Source organism: bacterium (assembly GCA_018812485.1).
GTDB lineage: Bacteria > JAHJDO01 > JAHJDO01 > JAHJDO01 > JAHJDO01 > JAHJDO01.
Genome location: JAHJDO010000103.1, coordinates 13,807 through 31,324, shown reverse-complemented (window position 1 = coordinate 31,324; position 17,518 = coordinate 13,807). Strand labels below are relative to the sequence as shown.

Here is a 17,518-nt window from a genome sequence, read left to right as displayed (position 1 = left end):
TCCTATCTTTTTACTTCAAACTAGTTCTGAGAGATTTTGCTTTTTCAAGCTCTTTAGTCAGTCCTTCTCTGTCAGATTTGTTTATTAATTTGTATATCTTATCCAGTTCTCTTTGGAATCTCGATAAAGCATCTAAGATATTCTTTTTATTTGTTATACATATCTCCTGCCACATCTCTGGAGAACTTGAAGCAATTCTGGTTGTGTCTTTAAACCCTTTTCCAATGACAAGTTTTAAATCTTTATCTACCGTCTCTGTTTTGCCCAGAGCATTAACAAGTGATACAGCTGCTATATGAGGCAGATGACTTGTAAGAGCAACCAGCTTATCATGTTGACTTGGAGAGAAAAATACAACACTGGCTCCTATTTTGTTCCATAGCTTTTTAACTTTTAGGAGCGCATCTTTATTTGTTTTTGAGGTTTTTGTAATTATACATACTGTTCCATCAAATAATCTATTGGTTGCAACATCAACACCGTGTCTTTCCAAGCCAGCTATTGGATGAGCACCAACAAAATGTATTCCATCAGGCAGTATCTCCTGTATCTTCTTACAAAACAGTTCTTTTGTGCTTTCTACGTCAGTAACTACTGCGTCTTTTTTTAAAAAAGGTGCTATTTTTTTTGCAGCTTCAATAGAGGATTTTATATGCATTGACAGAATTACCAGATCCGCATCCCTAACCTCTGCTATATAATCAGTCGTAACCCTATCAACTGCTCCCGCTAAAACAGCTTTTTCAAGTTTTGCAATATTTCTGCCAATACCGATAACTTCATCAGCTAATCCATCCTTTTTAATCGCCATACCGATAGAACCGCCAATAAGTCCAACACCAAATATGCAAACTTTGTTAAATAGTTTCTTTTTCATAACTTTCTACCCTTCTCCCCACAATCTTTACCTTACCATTTATAACCCTATCAATAGCCTCCGGATAAATTCTGTGTTCTTCTTTAAGGATACGCTGAGATAGAGTTTCCTCAGTATCATCCTCAAGCACAGGAACAACTGCCTGAAGAACTATGGGCCCTGTATCACATCCTTCATCAACAAAATGCACTGTACAGCCAGAATATTTCACTCCATATTCCAGTGCTTTTTTCTGCACGCCCAACCCTGGAAAAGAAGGAAGCAGCGCAGGATGAATATTCAACATTTTATTTTTATATACATTTATTAGTGATAAAGGAATTATTCTCATAAATCCTGCAAGAATCACATATTCGACATTGTTTTCTTCCAGAGTTTTTGCTATTTCATCAAAAAATCCGCCGCGGTTTTTAAAATCTTTGGGATTGACAAAACATGTTTTTATATTATATTTCCTTGCCCTTTCCAGAGCATAGGCATTCTTTACATCACTTATAACAACAGCTATTTCCGCATTCAATTTCCCTTTTCCAATATTATCAATAATAGACTGAAGATTGGATCCTCTGCCTGATACCAAAACCCCTAATTTCGCTTTTTCCATCATGGTTTTTGATTATATCTCATGGAGTATAATAAATCAAATGATGCGCTGTCTAGGTAATGTAAAATAATAAAGCCATTTACTCCCCTCCTTATAGAATAGTTTTGATAGATATTGATACTAGCAAAATAAATGTCAATAATAGGGAGCACTGAGTAAAAATTTTTAAATTTGTTCAAAATGTGTTAGTATTTATATTGTATAAATAAAAAACCATCATGAAATCATCAAAAAAGCGTTTTAAAAAAGACCTAGAGATATATGTTTTTAAACTTGAGCAGTTAGATCTTGAATTACATACACATGACTTTATAGAACTGGTTTACATATTAAGAGGAAAGGGGATTAATGTTATTCAGATGCAAGGCGAAAATAAAAAATCAAAAAACGCAGAATTTCCTGTCACAGTGGGCGATTTTTTTGTAATTACTCCTGAACAAGCGCATGGTTATAAGAATGCAGATAATTTAGAGTTAGTGAACATCCTGATAGACTCAGCTGTATTTAAAAAGGAAATTAGAAGCAAGCTTAAAGATATAGACAGTTTTAACGACTTATTCTATATAGAGCCCTTTTATAGAAAAGAAACAGATTTTAAATATAAACTTCATCTTACCAGCGAACAATCTAAATTTGTAGAAGCTATATTGAATAAGACAGTGAATGAAATAGAAAAAGAACCTGAAGGATATAATATTTTGATTAAGGCATATATATTTGAACTTATAGTAAATGTCTGCAGGTTTTATTCAGACTACCAGAAACAGAAAAACATTGATAAAGACATATCCACAAAAAGGGAAACTTGTTTCAGGGTCATAAGATATGTTGAAGACAATTACGATAAGGATATCCACCTGAAGGATCTGGCTGATATTGGCTATTTGCAGACAAACTATTTCTGCAAGGTATTTAAAGACATAAGCGGCATGACCCCAATGGAATATGTAACAAATTATCGCATACAAAAAGCGTGTGACTTACTTTCAAATACTGATAAATCCGTCACGGATGTATGTTTTGAAGTAGGTTTTCATGATTCCAGTTACTTTGCCAGGATGTTCAAAGAGCTTATCAAAACCTCCCCCAGTGAATACAGAAAATCCTAAAATCCTCCTAGTTTTTCTTAAAATCCTTATAGTTTGTTAAAACTATTTGCTATATGCTACAATTGTTCTCCAAAAGAGGAGGAAACAAATTATGATGAAATGGATGAGGGATAAGTTTGAGAGTGTCGGATTTACGCTTATTGAGCTTTTGGTCGTAATAGCTATTATTGCTCTGCTTGCATCACTGCTTTTGCCTGCGCTTACTGGAGCAAGGGAAATGGCTAGAAGGATAAAATGCATCTCTAACCTGAGGCAATGGGGCTTGGCTGTTACAATGTACATAGATGACTACGATGGATATTTCCCCATAGGAAATGGAGGACCTGACTTTCACTACTGGTTTTTCTCTGATGGCCCATTGGCTCCCTATATAGGTTCTCAAATAGAGGGGGTTAGGCGTTGTCCAAGTGCGAATTGGGCTGGTGCCGGAAGTTTTACCTATACCTACAACCTCAATTTTGGGATATATACAGGAGGTGTTTTCAATTATGTAAAAGAAAATCACGTTAAAAATCCTACTAATAAATGGGTTATAGCTGATTCAATACAGTCTTTTGGTGACTTCACCTCCTTTGATCCTCGTATGAAACCTGGCACCTGTGGATATGCAGGTACTGATAGTGCTTCCCTCGGAAGACTCGGAGACTATCATTCTGGGGGGCTAAATCTTCTCTTCTCTGATGGCCATGTAGAGTGGATGCTTCATGATAAGGTTACCGCTGCCATGACATTACCCACGTATTGAATCATCTAAAATGCAACCTTTGCTAAAAAATGCTGTAAATTATGTAATGATGAGTAAAAATATACAGAAAAAAAGGAGAATTATCTATGAAAAGGTTAAAGTATTTTTTGATGGCAGTTTTTATTTTTGGTCAGGTTGGTACAATAATGGCAGATGATGTAAACCCGTTTAAGGGGGCTACTATAAAAGAAACTGAGCAGGAACCAATAAAAGACATCGGACCAAAACCCTTTGAAATTGATAAGAATACAGTTCTACTTTTACATATGGATGAGGGAGGTGGGAACACGGTGCATGACCCAAGTGCTAATAGCTTTAATGGAACAACGGAGGGTACGACCCAACCAAGTTGGATTGAAGGTAAATTTGGAAATGGGTTAGAATTTAATGGCACCTCAAGTTTTGTGAGGATTGATGACAGTGCCGCTGAGTCTGCTCTTGATTTACAGGAGCCATTCACCATAGAAGCATGGATTAAGGCAAGAGGGGTTGCTGAACGTAATATGATTGTAGATAAATATGATTATATTTCAACAACTCCAGGTATTTATAGTCCAGCCGGTACCCGGGGCTATACTTTATCTCTTTATAATGGTGTTATAAGATTTAACATAATGTCTGGTCTGGATACCTGTGGCGGAGTGACAGGAGGTCCAGACTTGAGGGATAATCGTTGGCATCATGTGGCTGGTGTTTGGACTGGAAAGCAATTAAAGATTTATTTAGATGGAGCGTTGCTTAAGAGTTTAAATTGGGACCATGCACCAGCACAAGCTAATTGGGATTTAGCCATAGGAGCAAGAACCAGGTTTGGTGGTTCATGTTTTTTCGATGGAATGATAGATGAAGTCAGGATTTCGAATACTGTTCGTGCCTTTTTTACTGTTAAACTCGATGAGGATGCAGTGTTGCTACATTTAGATGAGGGAAGCGGAGATAAAGCTTCAGATAGTAGTGCTTATGCCAATCATGGGATGATTAACGGTGCTAACTGGACTACAGGTAAGTTAAATGGTGGACTGCTCTTTGATGGTGTAGATGACTACATTAAAATGCCTTGGTCTTCTGGTCTGAACATCACAGATAAAATTACTCTCCAAGCCTGGATATGTATTAAGGAACGACGCTTTGTAAATCAGCGGATAATCTCTAAGTTAGATAGTTACCGGCTTTTGGTAAATGGAGATCAATTCCTGATGGAATTGAATCTTGGAAATATCAAGGAGGTAATTGCTTCAGACTCTATTCTTATTGCTGATCGGTGGTACCATATTGCGGGAACCTATGATTCTGAAACGAGAGCGGTGAATCTTTACATAAATGGTTTGTGTGTTAAATCGACAATCCTGAGGAATCTGAGTGACTATAAGATTGCTGCCAACGTGACGAATGTGACTATTGGCGCTGGTAGTGATTCACGTGAGCCATTCAATGGTATTATCGATGAGGTTGAAATCTCCAATGTAGTCCGCACTTTTTTCCCTTTAGAGAAAGTGAAGGAAAAACCGCTTCTTACCAAGGCAAGATGGATATGGTATCCTGAGGACCCATCACTGAGTTGCCGCAAGCAATGGCGGTACTTCAGGAAAAGTTTCAAGATTATACATCCGGTAAAGTCCTCTTCTCTCTGGATAACTGCTGACAACGCTTTCAATTTATATGTAAATGGTAAAGAGATAGGGAAGAGTGATGATTGGCAGAAGGTAATGAAATACGATATTAGCCATTCTCTTAAAGAGGGCACTAATATAATAGCAGTCGAGGCATATAATGAGGGCTCAATGGCTGCTCTCATGTTAAAGGGAATTCTCGAACTTTCCTCAGGAGATAAACAATTTCTTTTCTCGGATTCGAGCTGGAAAGTTAGTAAAAAAATTGATAAATCATGGATGACCTCCTCTTTTGATGATTCCTCATGGAAAAAAGGTTATATTATAGGGGATGCTTTCTCGGCTCCCTGGGCTGATAGATTCGACAATCAACTCTTTGCAGATACTCATGAACTTGCTCAAAGGAGAATGGCAAAAGAAAAATTGATTGGGCCCCTAAATTTTTTGAATAAGGAAAAGAAGGCTTCCTGCAGAATTGATCTCTCAAGAGGTTTCCCTGCTTTTATCATTAATGAGAAGCCCTATCCAGCCATATATTACCTTAACCCATACTCAGGCCCCTTTAGCTCTTGCGGAGAAAGACAGATTGAAAATTTTAAGAAAGCAGGTGTGCATATATATGAACTAATTGTTATCCTTAAAAAAACATGGCTTTCTCCAGGGGAGTATGATTTTACCGCTTCGGATAACGAGATGAGAAGAATAATAAGCATTGATCCCCAAGCCTTCATTCTATTTTCTCTTTCACTGGAGCCTCCTGATTGGTGGATGGATAAACACCCTGATGAATGGATAGGATACGCTACCGGACCCGTGGTTCCTGCCGCTGATGAGTCAGGCAGAGCAAAGAGAGCATCTCTTGCCTCGAAAGTGTGGAGAGAGGAAGTTGGTCAGGTATTGAGAGATTGGATAAAACATCTGGAAGGAACACAGTGGGGCAAAAGGATAATTAGCTGTGAAACACGCTATGGCGGTACTTCAGAGTGGTATTATTATGGACAACGATGGGATATGCCCGATACAGGGAAAGCAATGACCCAAAAATTCCGGGAATGGCTCAGAAAAAAGTATGGAAGTGTATCTCTCTTAAAAAAAGCATGGGGAGACCCTGCAGTTAATTTTGAAAATGCCACCATTCCCGACAAGAAAGAGAGACTGACTAATTCTCTTCTCGTCTTCAAGGATCCTCATAAAGAGTGCAAGGTTCTTGATTACTATCATTGCCATGATGAAGTAATTGCCGAAGACATTCTTTATTTTGGGAAAATTGTTAAGGAAGAAACTAACCAGCGCGTGCTCTATGGAGTCTATTATGGCTATCTTTTTGGGATGTGCATGTACCCACCTGAATTCGGGCATGGTGCTCAAGAAAAAGTCCTTTCTTCCCCACTGGTGGATTACTTCATTTCTCCATCTGTATATAAGAAACGGATGATGGGTGGCGATGGACAGTTAAGGCATAGTGTTGAGAGTATGAGATTACATGGAAAACTATCTATCCAAGACGCAGATATTAGAACTCATATTGCGTCTAAGGATTTCTGCTGGGCCGCCAATCTTACTGAGTCCATAGCCAAGATTCGCCGGCAGTTCTGCCACAGCCTGGCTTGGGGAGTAGCATTCATGTGGGCTGATTTTGGCAGAGAGCCAAGGGGAGGCTGGTATGATGACCCCATTATTATGGAGAATATAGCCAGGATGCAGGAGATTGCCCAGGAAAGCTTAGAATTAAATAGAGGTTCAGTGAGCGAAGTAGCCTTAATTTATGACTTAGAAAGTCTTTATTATTTAGAACACGGACAGTATCCGAGAACATTTACTTCTATTTTGACAACTGAAATTCATAGTGAATTATTTAAATGCGGAATTCCGTTTGATGTAATTCTCCTCAATGACCTGGGAAAGAAGGAATTGCCGGATTATAAGGTCTATATATTTCTTAATTGCTTCGTCCTCACCCAGGAACAGCGCCTATGCATAGAGAAGGTAACTAAGAGAAATGATAAAGTAATTCTCTGGCTTTATGCCCCTGGCTTCATTGATGAAGAAGGCGCATCTGATGAGAATATTTCTAGCTTGATAGGTATGAAGGTAAAATCTATCAGAGAAAAAGCTCCACAGGTAATAGAGATATCCGCATCTCATTCCTTGACACAGGGTTTGCCCACTATCAAAAGAACACTCCCAACCAACATTAGCAAAATCACTTCCTTATCTGAACTTACCGATGTAGATAAATGGAGTCACAAATCACTTAAACTTTTGAATCATACCTTGAAGGCAGAGAATAATGTAATGAGATGGAAATTCCACGGAGGTCAAGGTGGCTACACACCTACCAATATATTCAAGAACTATGTAGACACTAATATCTTTGCTGAAAGGATAAAGAAATTTGATTTTATAGGAATGTGGGTAAAAAATTCCGCGGCAAGTAGTTTTGGTCTACAGATGCATTTATGGGATGGAAAGCAGACACTCTGGAGTGTTCGGCCTCAGATTGTTCTTCCTGGGAAATGGCAGCAAGTAATGTTTGCCAAAGATGACTACTACTGTATGTATCATCCAGATTCTCCTATTAAACCTGAAGAGATTACCTTTCCTCTTCACTACCTAAGACTATTCCTGGACATAAATTTGAGGAAAGATTATGACCTCTCTTTGAAGGATTTGGAGACCTTTTCGGGAGGGACCAAGAAGGAAGAGATTGCCTGTTTTGGTAAAGAGTTATTAATAGAAGGTCCTGTTTTTTATGTTGATGACCCTACAGTAACTGTATTAGGATTGCAACCTTTTAAGAGTAAAAAATTACCAGCTTTCTGCCTTAAAAATTTTAAAGGATGGACCTCAATATATATATCCATTCCTTTCGTATCTCGGGACGTCCTTCAGAACATCTTTGAGTATGCTGGGGTGCATCGATATCTGGACACTAAGAATGACATCATCTATGCCAATAAATCTATGCTCTCGATTCACACCAAGGAAGGAGGAAAGAAAATAATTTCTCTCCCCCAACCTATGGATGTGTACGACGCTTTTGCTCAGAAAGTTATTGGCAAGGAAATTTCCTCCTTCACGGTTAATATCCCACCTTGTTCTACTGTGCTTTACTTACTTCGCCGTCCTAGCGATGGATAAAAAATAGGAAGTATTTTACACTGCCACACGAAATTTGGTAGAACAGAAAATAGCAATGATTTAGTTATAAAAAGTAATGAGAAAAAAGCTAACAGTTGGAGAGGGCAATAAACTAATGAATAATAAAATAAATAAAAAAAGACAAATAGCTCTTAGCATTCTTAAGCCATCTAAAAAAGACCTAGAGCATGGACTTGAACTTCATCGAAACTCCATTGTCTGCGATTCCTATGGATTTGCTCCTAGTTCTGCGGTTGACGGAGATGCTATTTGTAAGGCTATTGAGGAAGGAGCGTCTAACATAGAACTAGTGGACTTGATGGAAGAGATGAATATGATGCAACATTTAGTTGATAAAACCGAGCAGAAGGAATTCAAAGAAGCATGGGAGGCATCCGGAGTAACCTGTGTTTTTCAGAATGCAGGTGCGGAAGGACCATCGCCTTTACGGCTTATAAAGCGATTCGCACGTTTTACTCATGTTACTGACATGATGAGTAATTTCCTAAACAGAGCAACTGTTCCGGATGATATTGACCTCACAAAGAAACAAGGACGTCATTGCTTTTATCTTAGCCTGAATGGTGTTCCTTTAACGCAGCAATGGAATTCTGTAGAAGAAGAGCTTCCCTATATTAAAATTTTCTTTCAATTGGGATGCAGGATGATGCATCTTACCTATAATCGCCGTAATATGCTTGGCGATGGCTGTGCAGAAATAAGCAATAGTGGGTTAAGTGATTTTGGTCGTGCTGTGATACATGAGATGAACCGGACAGGTGTGATTGTTGATGTTGCACATTCCGGATGGCAGACAAGTCTGGAATCAGCTAAAGTTTCTGATCGTCCTGTAGTAGCCAGTCATTCGACATGCCTGACAATTAACAAACACTGCCGGGCAAAGCCGGATGAAGTAATTCGCACAATTGCTGACACTGGCGGTTATATTGGTATCTGCTGTATACCTGCATTTTTGGGTAGGAATGGAGACATTAACGCATTATTGGACCATATTGAATATGCAGTTCGCAAGTTTGGTGTGGATCATGTTGCCATCGGGACTGATAGAGGCTATAAATCACAAAGTTCTGAAAAAGAAAAGACAAAAATTCCAAAACGCCGTAGAATACATCCACGCTTTGAAAATTTTTGGCCTGAAAATGATCCTCTTTTTGATCCAAAATGGAGACAGGAAAAACAGCGCCAGAGTCTTGCATGGACCAACTGGCCTCTTTTTACTGTAGGACTGGTTCAACGTGGATACTCGGATAGGGATATTCAAAAAATTATTGGCGGTAATGTACTTCGTGTTGCTCGTGCTGTGTTATCAGAAAAATGAGGAGAAATCATGAACCAAATTCAAAAAACATTTAAAAATCCAGGCAAAGATTGGCGGGGAGCGCCGTTCTGGAGCTGGAATGATAAGCTGGAACAAGCTGAACTTAGAAGACAGATAAGAGAGATGAAAAAAGCCGGTATGGGTGGGTTTTTCATGCACTCCAGGGTTGGGCTTATTACAGAATACCTGTCCCGAGAATGGATGAAGATGATAAAGGCATGTGTGGATGAGGCTAAAAAAACAGAAATGAATGCATGGCTCTATGACGAAGACTGCTGGCCAAGCGGAGCGGCAGGCGGGATTGTTACATCAAAGAATAAGAAATATAGAAATAAAGGAGTTGTTTTTAGAGAAATTTCTTCGAAAGATGCTAAGAATATTAAAAAGAAGATATTGGTAGAAGCCATACCCAATGCCAAAAACAAGTTGTTAGTTGCAACCTTTGAGTATGCTCCTGACAGCCCGTGGTACAACGGAGCTTCATATCTTGACACAATGAGTAAAGAAGCAGTTGATGCGTTTATAAAAAGCACACATGAAGCTTATTTGAAAGAAACAGGAAAAGAATTTGGCGGAGCAATACCTGGCATTTTTACTGATGAGCCGAATTATCATCACTGGGCCAGTTTCACTAAAGTCAAACCCAAAGAAGTAAAAGCTGTATTGCCGTGGACAGATAAACTTCCGGAACATTTTAACTCAAGATGCAATTACAGTATTATTGATAAACTTCCCTCTTTAATATATGAAACGGGCGATTTTAAAAAAGTTCGATACGATTATTGGAAATGCGTAACAGAACTATTTCTCAAGAACTTTTCTGAGAATATTTATAACTGGTGCGAAAAACATAATCTTCAGCAAACAGGGCATTACAATGCAGAACAAACTTTAAAACACCAAATTAGCTCTATAGGAGCGGCAATGCCTCATTATATGTACATGCATCAGCCGGGGATAGATATTCTCACAGAAAGAATATCGGAAATTCTTACAGTAAAACAGTGTTCATCTGCCGCAAATCAACTTGGGCGTAAAAGAGTCCTGTCAGAACTTTACGGATGCACAGGCTGGGATTTTAGCTTTGAAGGTCAGAAATGGGTTGGAGACTGGCAGTATGCGCTTGGTGTGAACTTCAGATGCCAGCACTTATCTTTGTACTCTCTGAAAGGCTGCAGAAAAAGAGATTTTCCTGCCTCAATCCATTATCAATCTCCATGGTGGAAGTATTACAAGAAAGTAGAGGATTATTATGGCAGACTGAGTTTTATTCTGTCTCAGGGAAAAGCTGTAAGGGATATTCTGGTTCTTCATCCAATAGGAAGCGCATGGAGCGTATATCATCCAAAAGGAACCGAAGCATTGAACGAATTAGACGAAGAATTCCTGAATCTTTCAAAAATCCTTCTTGAGATTCACAGGGATTATGATTACGGGGATGAGATGGTAATTGAAAAGCACGGAAAAACAAAAGACGGGAAATTTATAATCGGAGAAGTCGGATACAAAGTGGTAATTATTCCCTGCTCTATCACCTGGAATAGTAATATATTTAAACTGCTAAAAAACTTTACTGCGCAAGGCGGAAAAATCCTGACTATAGGAAAACTACCGGATAGAATAGACGGAAATTTAAATAAAGAGATAACAGAATTTTTAAAGAAAAATGCCCTGATAATAAATAACGATAAGCATAAAATAGAAAAAACACTCAATAAAGTCATGGAAAAAGAAGTTCAAATTTCAGGTAAGAAGAAAGATGATACAAAAGACATTATCTATCAGCTCAGAGAAATAAACAAAAAGAAATTTCTGTTTTTAGTTAATACGAACAGAAAAATGGGGCTTGATCTTACGATAAAGATGAAAGGGAAAGGTGTTTTTGAAAAATGGGATTCTGAAACTGGAGATATCTGTGAAGTCGAAACAGTGAACACAGAAGGCTATGCTGAAACAAAACATCATATATATTCAACAGGTTCTTTGCTTCTCTCATTGGATCCGGGGAAAAAACCAAAAGCTGTGGAAAGAAAGGAAATGGAGACGCAAAAAGTAGCAGTTTCAAAGGATAAATGGAATATTGAGTTGTCTCATATGAACGCTCTGACACTTGATTTCTGTAGATACAGAATACAGGATAAAAAATGGAGCAGAATGCTCCTCCCTGTATGGAAAGCTCAGGAACAAATCAGAGAACACTTCGGATTGCCTGAGATAAAGAGTAACACTGGCGTTCAGTTCTGGAAAGCATACAAGAATATGAAAGACTTAGACAATGCAAAAGTCTCTCTAAAATTTGAATTCTTGTCAAATCTGGATTCTGCTAATAACATCAATTTATTGATTGAAGAACCACAAAACTTCGATATTTTTATTAATAACAAAAAGGTTATGTATAAAAACCCTGAGTGGTATATTGACATAAGTTTCAAATTAATCCCTGTAGCCAAATATCTGAAAAAGGGGAAAAACGAAGTTTTGCTTGTCACAAAGAAATACAGACAGGATGTTGAGCTGGAAAATTGTTATATAGTCGGAGATTTCAGTGTTAATAAGAATAATCTTGTTCTTGAAAAATCACAAAATACAATCAAAACAGGTAATTGGGTAGAACAGGGTTTTCCGTTTTATCCGGGTTCAATAACGTACAAACAGGATATATCTGTTGATAAGAGAAAAAACAGGAAATATATACTCAAGATTAATAAGCATAAGGCAGCGATAATAAATATAAAGATAAACAACAGGCAAGCTGGTCTTTTGTGCTGGGAGCCGTATGAACTGGATATCACAAAACTTCTAAAGAGAGGCACTAACAAAATCGGTCTTGAGCTTGTTGGAAGCTTGAGAAATATGCTGGGTCCGCTTCACTACAAAGGTAAATTAAAATCAGTAGGTCCCGGACATTTTTGCAAGGAAGAAAAATGGACAGATAAATATAAGTTTGTATCTTATGGAATATTTGGTAAAGTAGAAATTATCGAATATAACAAAACAGGAGATTGAAAGAATGAAAGTAGATAAAAACACCTTGAAGCAACTCCCAAAATTTCAAGGATATCTTGAAGGAAAAAAGCTTGATGCGTTCTTTGAAACATACGAGATAAAGTTTGCTGCGGGGCATTGGTGCGCAGGGGACTTCTGCGACAGGTTTGCACCTCTTGGATATAACAGTAATAAGGAAAATTTTAAAAGTGATATCGTTTCACAAATACAAAGAGTAGCAGAAGCAGGAATAGCTGGAATAGAATTTCACGAGTCTGTTTTTATAGACAAAAATTACAAAAAGGACCAGAAAGTCATAGATGAAGTAAAAAAAGCGCTTAAGAAGTATAAAATTACGCCGACAAATATGAATACAAACCTGTGGACTGATCCAAAGTGGAAGTTCGGCGGGATAACAAATGCAAATTCAGCAGTAAGAAAAGATGCTCTCAAAATAGCGCTTCAGGGAGTTGAAATAGCAAAAGAAGTCGGATGTATAAGCGTTGCTCTGTGGCCTGGTTCAGACGGTTGGGATTATAACTTTCAGGCTGATTATGGCGTGCTTCTTGACAGATTTGTACAAGGATGTATCGAGATAAACAAAAAGGCAAAAAAACTTGGATTAAAATTCGGAGTTGAAGCAAAGCTTCACGAGCCAAGAGAAGGCAATATGATCATATCAACAACTCCAAAGGCAATGCTTGTTGCAGGCTGTGTCAACTCTGCCTGCGGAGGAAAAAACATGGGTGTTGCAATAGATTACGGACATGAGCAGATGTATGGAAATGAGCCGGCAGATAATTTATACACAGCTAAAAAATTTGGCATACCTGTTGTCAATTTCCACGTTAATAACGCAAAATTGCATTCCAATGATGAGGACAGAGTTGCCGGAACAGGAGATAACTGGAGACTTGCAGATTTCTGTTACGCAGCAATTGATACAGGATATCAGGGATGGTTCGGTGAAGATCAGTTCACTTACAGGATGAACCCTGTAAAAGCAATGTCACTCTCAAGAGAGCTGTTTGCCAATGTAATGAAAAAGGCTCTTATGATTTATGCCAGACGAGATGAGTTAAAGAAAGCTCAGGCAACAGGTGATGCAGGCAAAACAATAGATGTAGTAAAAAGGATACTAACCTAAAAAGGAGGGCAAGTAAAATGTCTTGGCTCAATCTGGAAGATAAAATTGCAATTATAACAGGCGCTGCATCAGGTATTGGTAGAGAAGTAGCCATTGCACTTGCTGAGAATGGTTGTAGCGTTGTTGTAGCTGATATAATGGAAAAAAGTGAAGATATTATTAAACAACCACAATTATCCAGAGAGAATGAAAAATATTTATATATTCAAACTGACATTACTAAAATAGCCAGTGTTGAAAGAATGGTTAAAAAAACTATTGAAGCTTACAATAAAATAGATATTCTGGTTAACAATGCGGGAATTAATATTCCAAGACTGCTTGTCTCACCTAATGACCCCAAAGGAAAATATGAACTTCACGAAGATGAATTTGACAGGATGATATCTATAAACCAGAAGGGCGTTTATTTATGCACACAAGCGGTCGTAAGAGAGATGATTAAAAAACAAGTTGAAGGAGCAATAATTAACATAACATCTGAATGTGGATTAGAGGGCTCCGAAGGGCAAAGCTGCTATGCAGCTACAAAGGCAGCTTTGTATGCATTTACAAGATCATGGGGTAAAGAATTGGGAAGATACGGGATAAGAGTAATTGGAGTTGCTCCAGGCATATTAGAAAAAACAGCATTGAGAAACCCTGAATATGAAAAAGCTCTTGCTTACACAAGAGGAATAACAATAAAACAGCTTAGAGAAGGATATAAAAAAGTTTCTGTTCCATTGGAAAAAGTCGGAAAATTAAGAGAAGTATCAGATTTAGTCTGTTTTTTAGCTTCTAAAAGAGCAAGTTATATTACTGGAACGACATATAATATTTCAGGAGGAAAAACACGTGCATAAAAAAGAATATCATATGACATGGCGTGATTAAGGCATTTATCTCTTTTTAAGCTTTAACCTATCTTAGCAAGTACATTAACAAACTTGTCAATCTGTCCTTTTGTTCTCATCTCAGTTATACACACAAGCATGCAGTCTTTTAATTCAGGATAAAATTTGTCAACTGAGAGACCGCCAATTATATTGTGCTCTAATAACCTCTTATTAATTTCTTCAGGATTCATGGGACATTGTATAAGAAATTCCTTAAAGAACGGCTGCTTGAATTTCAGAGTATATCCATCTATCTTTTCAATCTCTTTTTGAGCATAATGAGCTTTCTGCAAACATAAATTACCTACATCGGTAATACCCTGTTTCCCCATACATGAAAGATATACAGTACAGGCAAGAGCGTTTAAAGCCTGATTAGAGCAGATATTCGAGGTTGCTCTCGCTCTTCTTATATGCTGTTCACGTGTTTGCAGAGTGAGAACATATCCAGTATTCCCATTTTTATCCTTCGTTCTCCCCACAATTCTTCCGGGCATTTGCCGAAGAAAATCTTTCTTGCAGGAAAAAAGCCCTAAATAAGGACCTCCAAAAGCAAGGTTATTACCAAGAGACTGCCCTTCTCCAACAACAATATCTGCTCCATATTCTCCTGGTGGAGCTAAAATGCCGAGAGATAATGGATCAATACACATAATAAACAGCGATTTCTTAGAATGGACAATGTGCTCAATAGTATCCACATGTTCAAGACATCCAAAAAAGTTTGGATTCTGAATTATTACACACGCTGTATTATCATCTATCGATTCTTTCAACATATCTATATCCACCATTCCATCTCTGGATGCGATGTCACGCAATTCCAAATCAGCGGCTTCAGTATATGTTTTCAAAACCTGGCGGTAATGCGGATGAACTGTTTCAGAGACAATAATTTTCTTTAGACCAGTAATTCTTGATGCCATAAAAGCTGCTTCAGACACTGCTGATGCTCCATCATACATAGATGCATTTGAAACATCCATCCCAGTAAGCTCGCATATAAGAGACTGATATTCATATATTGCCTGCAATGTCCCCTGACTTGCTTCAGCCTGATATGGAGTATAAGCGGTATAGAATTCTGACCTTCCTGTAATATGCTTCACAACACTCGGAATAAAATGTTCATACGCTCCCCCGCCAAGAAACGATATATAATCTTTTAAACCAGCATTTTTCTCCCCTATCTCTTTTATAAGGGCAGTAACTTCCATTTCAGAAAGGGATTTCGGCAATTTCAATTTGCCCTTTAACTTAACTCTTTGATCTATTCCTATAAATAAATCATCTATAGATTTACATCCTACAGTCTCTAACATTTCTTTCTTATCTCTGGAAGTATTAGGTATATATACCATTTTATTTTACCTTGCTTTCAAGAAATTGATTGTACTCTTCATAATCCATTAATGAATCTAGCTCAGAAACATCGGGTAATTCTATTTCTATCATCCATCCTTCTTCATAGGGATCTGAGGCAACCTTTTCAGGGCTGTCTTTTACTAATTGGTTTACAGCTACAACCTTTCCTGTTACCGGTGAATTCAAATCAAAAACTGCTTTAACAGATTCAACTGTTCCAAATGGTTTGCTATGGCTAACTTGCACTCCAACTTCAGGGAGTTCAATAAAAACCACCTCATTTAATTCTTTTACTGCATACTCCGAGAGCCCTACTCTGCCAATATTTCCTGAGACATTAATCCATTCATGTGTTTCTAAGAATTTAAATCCCTTTTTCTCTGTTCCCATTACTATCCCTTCCTTTTATAAAATGGCTTCTTTATAATAATTGCTTCATAACCTTTATCTCTTATAACAATATCTATCTTTGTGTTTAAATCCGAGTACTCTTCCCCTATATACCCCAATCCTATTGCTTCATTCAAAGTCGGAGACATTGTGCCGCTTGTCACCTTTCCAGCTATTTTACCATTTTTAACTATTTTATATCCATGCCTTGGTATGCCTCTATCCAGCATACGAAACGCAACTAGTTTTTTACTTATTCCTTCTTTCTTTATCCTTTCAATCGCATCTTTTCCTATGAACCCTTTTTTATTGCTGTCTACAAAATGTCCTAATCCGGCTTCCAACGGATTAGTATCTATATCTAATTCATGTCCATAAAGAGGCATTGCTGCTTCTAAACGCAAAGTATCCCGTGCTCCAAGCCCTATTGGTTTAATTGCGTATTCTTTTCCTGCATCAAGTATAGCTTCCCATACCTTCGTGTCGCATTCTGCATATATTTCAAACCCGTCTTCCCCTGTATAACCTGTTCGTGATATCAGGGACTTCGTCCCGTTTATCTCCCCCATTTTGAAATAATAATACTTTATCTCTTTTAAATCTATATTCACAATCTTCTGAAGACACTTTTCGGCATTTGGACCCTGTACTGCTAACATTAAAATATCATTTGATACATTACTAATCTCTGCATCGCTAATTTTATGCGCATTAAACCATTCAAAATCCTTCTGAGTATTAGATGCATTTACTATAACAAGATAACTATTACTCTTCTTATACACAAGAACATCATCAATAACTCCGCCAGAATTATTGCAAACCAGAGAATACTGAACCTGGCCGGGTGCTATCTTGGAAATATTGTTAGTTGCTATCTGTTGCAGAAATTCCAATGCATTATCTCCTGAAACACTAATCTGCCCCATATGACACAGGTCAAAAAGCCCGACATTTTTTCTGACACAATTGTGTTCATCTGAAACAGTAGTATAATAAACAGGCATTTCCCATCCGCCAAATTCAACCATTCTCGCTTTATTAGCAACATGCCAGTCATACAACGGGGTTTTCATAAAAACCTTCTTTTATTCCAAAAAAATAGGGAGAATGATTATTCCAATCACTCTCCCCTGTCCTTTTTAACCTGAGAGATCTTTCTCTAAACTCTATTCAGAGAAATTACCCCTTCGGTAATTCTGTCTTCTCCAGAGGCCCATCAGAATGCGGTCCTTTTGCCTGAGAGTATTACCCCTTCGGCGCCCCAAGCTGAAATACACAACCGTTAGCCTAGAATCTCTCCCACATTCATCAAATGGGTAAATTTA

General features: G+C 37.9%; 12 protein-coding genes and 1 riboswitch. Of the genes, 7 read left to right on the top strand and 5 right to left on the bottom strand.

Annotated features, from left to right (window positions below):
• Window positions 1–10: 10 nt before the first annotated feature.
• Window positions 11–877, bottom strand: a complete 867-nt coding sequence (locus KKC91_08420) for a prephenate dehydrogenase (protein ID MBU0478576.1) — start codon at window positions 875–877, stop codon at window positions 11–13.
• Entirely contained in the window at window positions 858–1,481 is a 624-nt protein-coding gene (locus KKC91_08415) for a phosphoribosylglycinamide formyltransferase (protein ID MBU0478575.1), read from the bottom strand. The genes KKC91_08420 and KKC91_08415 overlap by 20 nt, the downstream gene beginning before the upstream one ends.
• Window positions 1,482–1,699: 218 nt before the next feature.
• Here KKC91_08415 and KKC91_08410 point away from each other — a divergent pair, with 218 nt between their 5' ends.
• The 7 genes from KKC91_08410 (at window position 1,700) to KKC91_08380 (ending at window position 14,402) form a co-directional block, all read left to right on the top strand.
• A complete protein-coding gene (locus tag KKC91_08410; GenBank protein MBU0478574.1) occupies window positions 1,700–2,590 on the top strand; it encodes an AraC family transcriptional regulator in 891 nt (296 codons plus the stop codon).
• Between the two features lie 91 nt (window positions 2,591–2,681).
• Window positions 2,682–3,335 carry a DUF1559 domain-containing protein gene (locus KKC91_08405; protein ID MBU0478573.1) on the top strand — a complete coding sequence of 218 codons (654 nt, stop codon included), beginning with the start codon at window positions 2,682–2,684 and terminating at the stop codon, window positions 3,333–3,335.
• An 86-nt stretch (window positions 3,336–3,421) separates the two neighbouring features.
• On the top strand, window positions 3,422–8,086 hold the full coding sequence (locus KKC91_08400) for a beta-galactosidase (protein ID MBU0478572.1): 4,665 nt from the start codon (window positions 3,422–3,424) through the stop codon (window positions 8,084–8,086).
• 76 nt (window positions 8,087–8,162) lie between these two features.
• Complete coding sequence (locus KKC91_08395) at window positions 8,163–9,425, top strand: dipeptidase (GenBank protein ID MBU0478571.1); 1,263 nt, start codon at window positions 8,163–8,165, stop codon at window positions 9,423–9,425.
• A 9-nt stretch (window positions 9,426–9,434) separates the two neighbouring features.
• Window positions 9,435–12,431 (top strand): hypothetical protein, encoded by a 2,997-nt coding sequence (locus KKC91_08390; protein ID MBU0478570.1) that lies wholly within the window; start codon window positions 9,435–9,437, stop codon window positions 12,429–12,431.
• Window positions 12,432–12,435: 4 nt separating this feature from the next.
• Window positions 12,436–13,557: a sugar phosphate isomerase/epimerase gene (locus tag KKC91_08385; GenBank protein MBU0478569.1), complete on the top strand. Its 1,122-nt coding sequence runs from the start codon at window positions 12,436–12,438 to the stop codon at window positions 13,555–13,557.
• Between the two features lie 17 nt (window positions 13,558–13,574).
• Window positions 13,575–14,402, top strand: coding sequence for an SDR family oxidoreductase (locus KKC91_08380; protein ID MBU0478568.1), 828 nt, complete (start codon window positions 13,575–13,577; stop codon window positions 14,400–14,402).
• Window positions 14,403–14,455: 53 nt separating this feature from the next.
• Here KKC91_08380 and gcvPA read toward each other — a convergent pair whose 3' ends face one another.
• The 3 genes from gcvPA to gcvT are packed head-to-tail and all read right to left on the bottom strand — an operon-like array spanning window position 14,456 to window position 17,266.
• Complete coding sequence (gene gcvPA / locus KKC91_08375; protein MBU0478567.1) at window positions 14,456–15,796, bottom strand: aminomethyl-transferring glycine dehydrogenase subunit GcvPA; 1,341 nt, start codon at window positions 15,794–15,796, stop codon at window positions 14,456–14,458.
• Window position 15,797: 1 nt separating this feature from the next.
• Entirely contained in the window at window positions 15,798–16,190 is a 393-nt protein-coding gene (gcvH, locus tag KKC91_08370) for a glycine cleavage system protein GcvH (protein ID MBU0478566.1), read from the bottom strand.
• Between the two features lie 2 nt (window positions 16,191–16,192).
• On the bottom strand, window positions 16,193–17,266 hold the full coding sequence (gene gcvT, locus KKC91_08365; GenBank protein MBU0478565.1) for a glycine cleavage system aminomethyltransferase GcvT: 1,074 nt from the start codon (window positions 17,264–17,266) through the stop codon (window positions 16,193–16,195).
• 141 nt (window positions 17,267–17,407) lie between these two features.
• Window positions 17,408–17,505: riboswitch (glycine riboswitch) on the bottom strand.
• Between the last annotated feature and the right edge of the window lie 13 nt (window positions 17,506–17,518).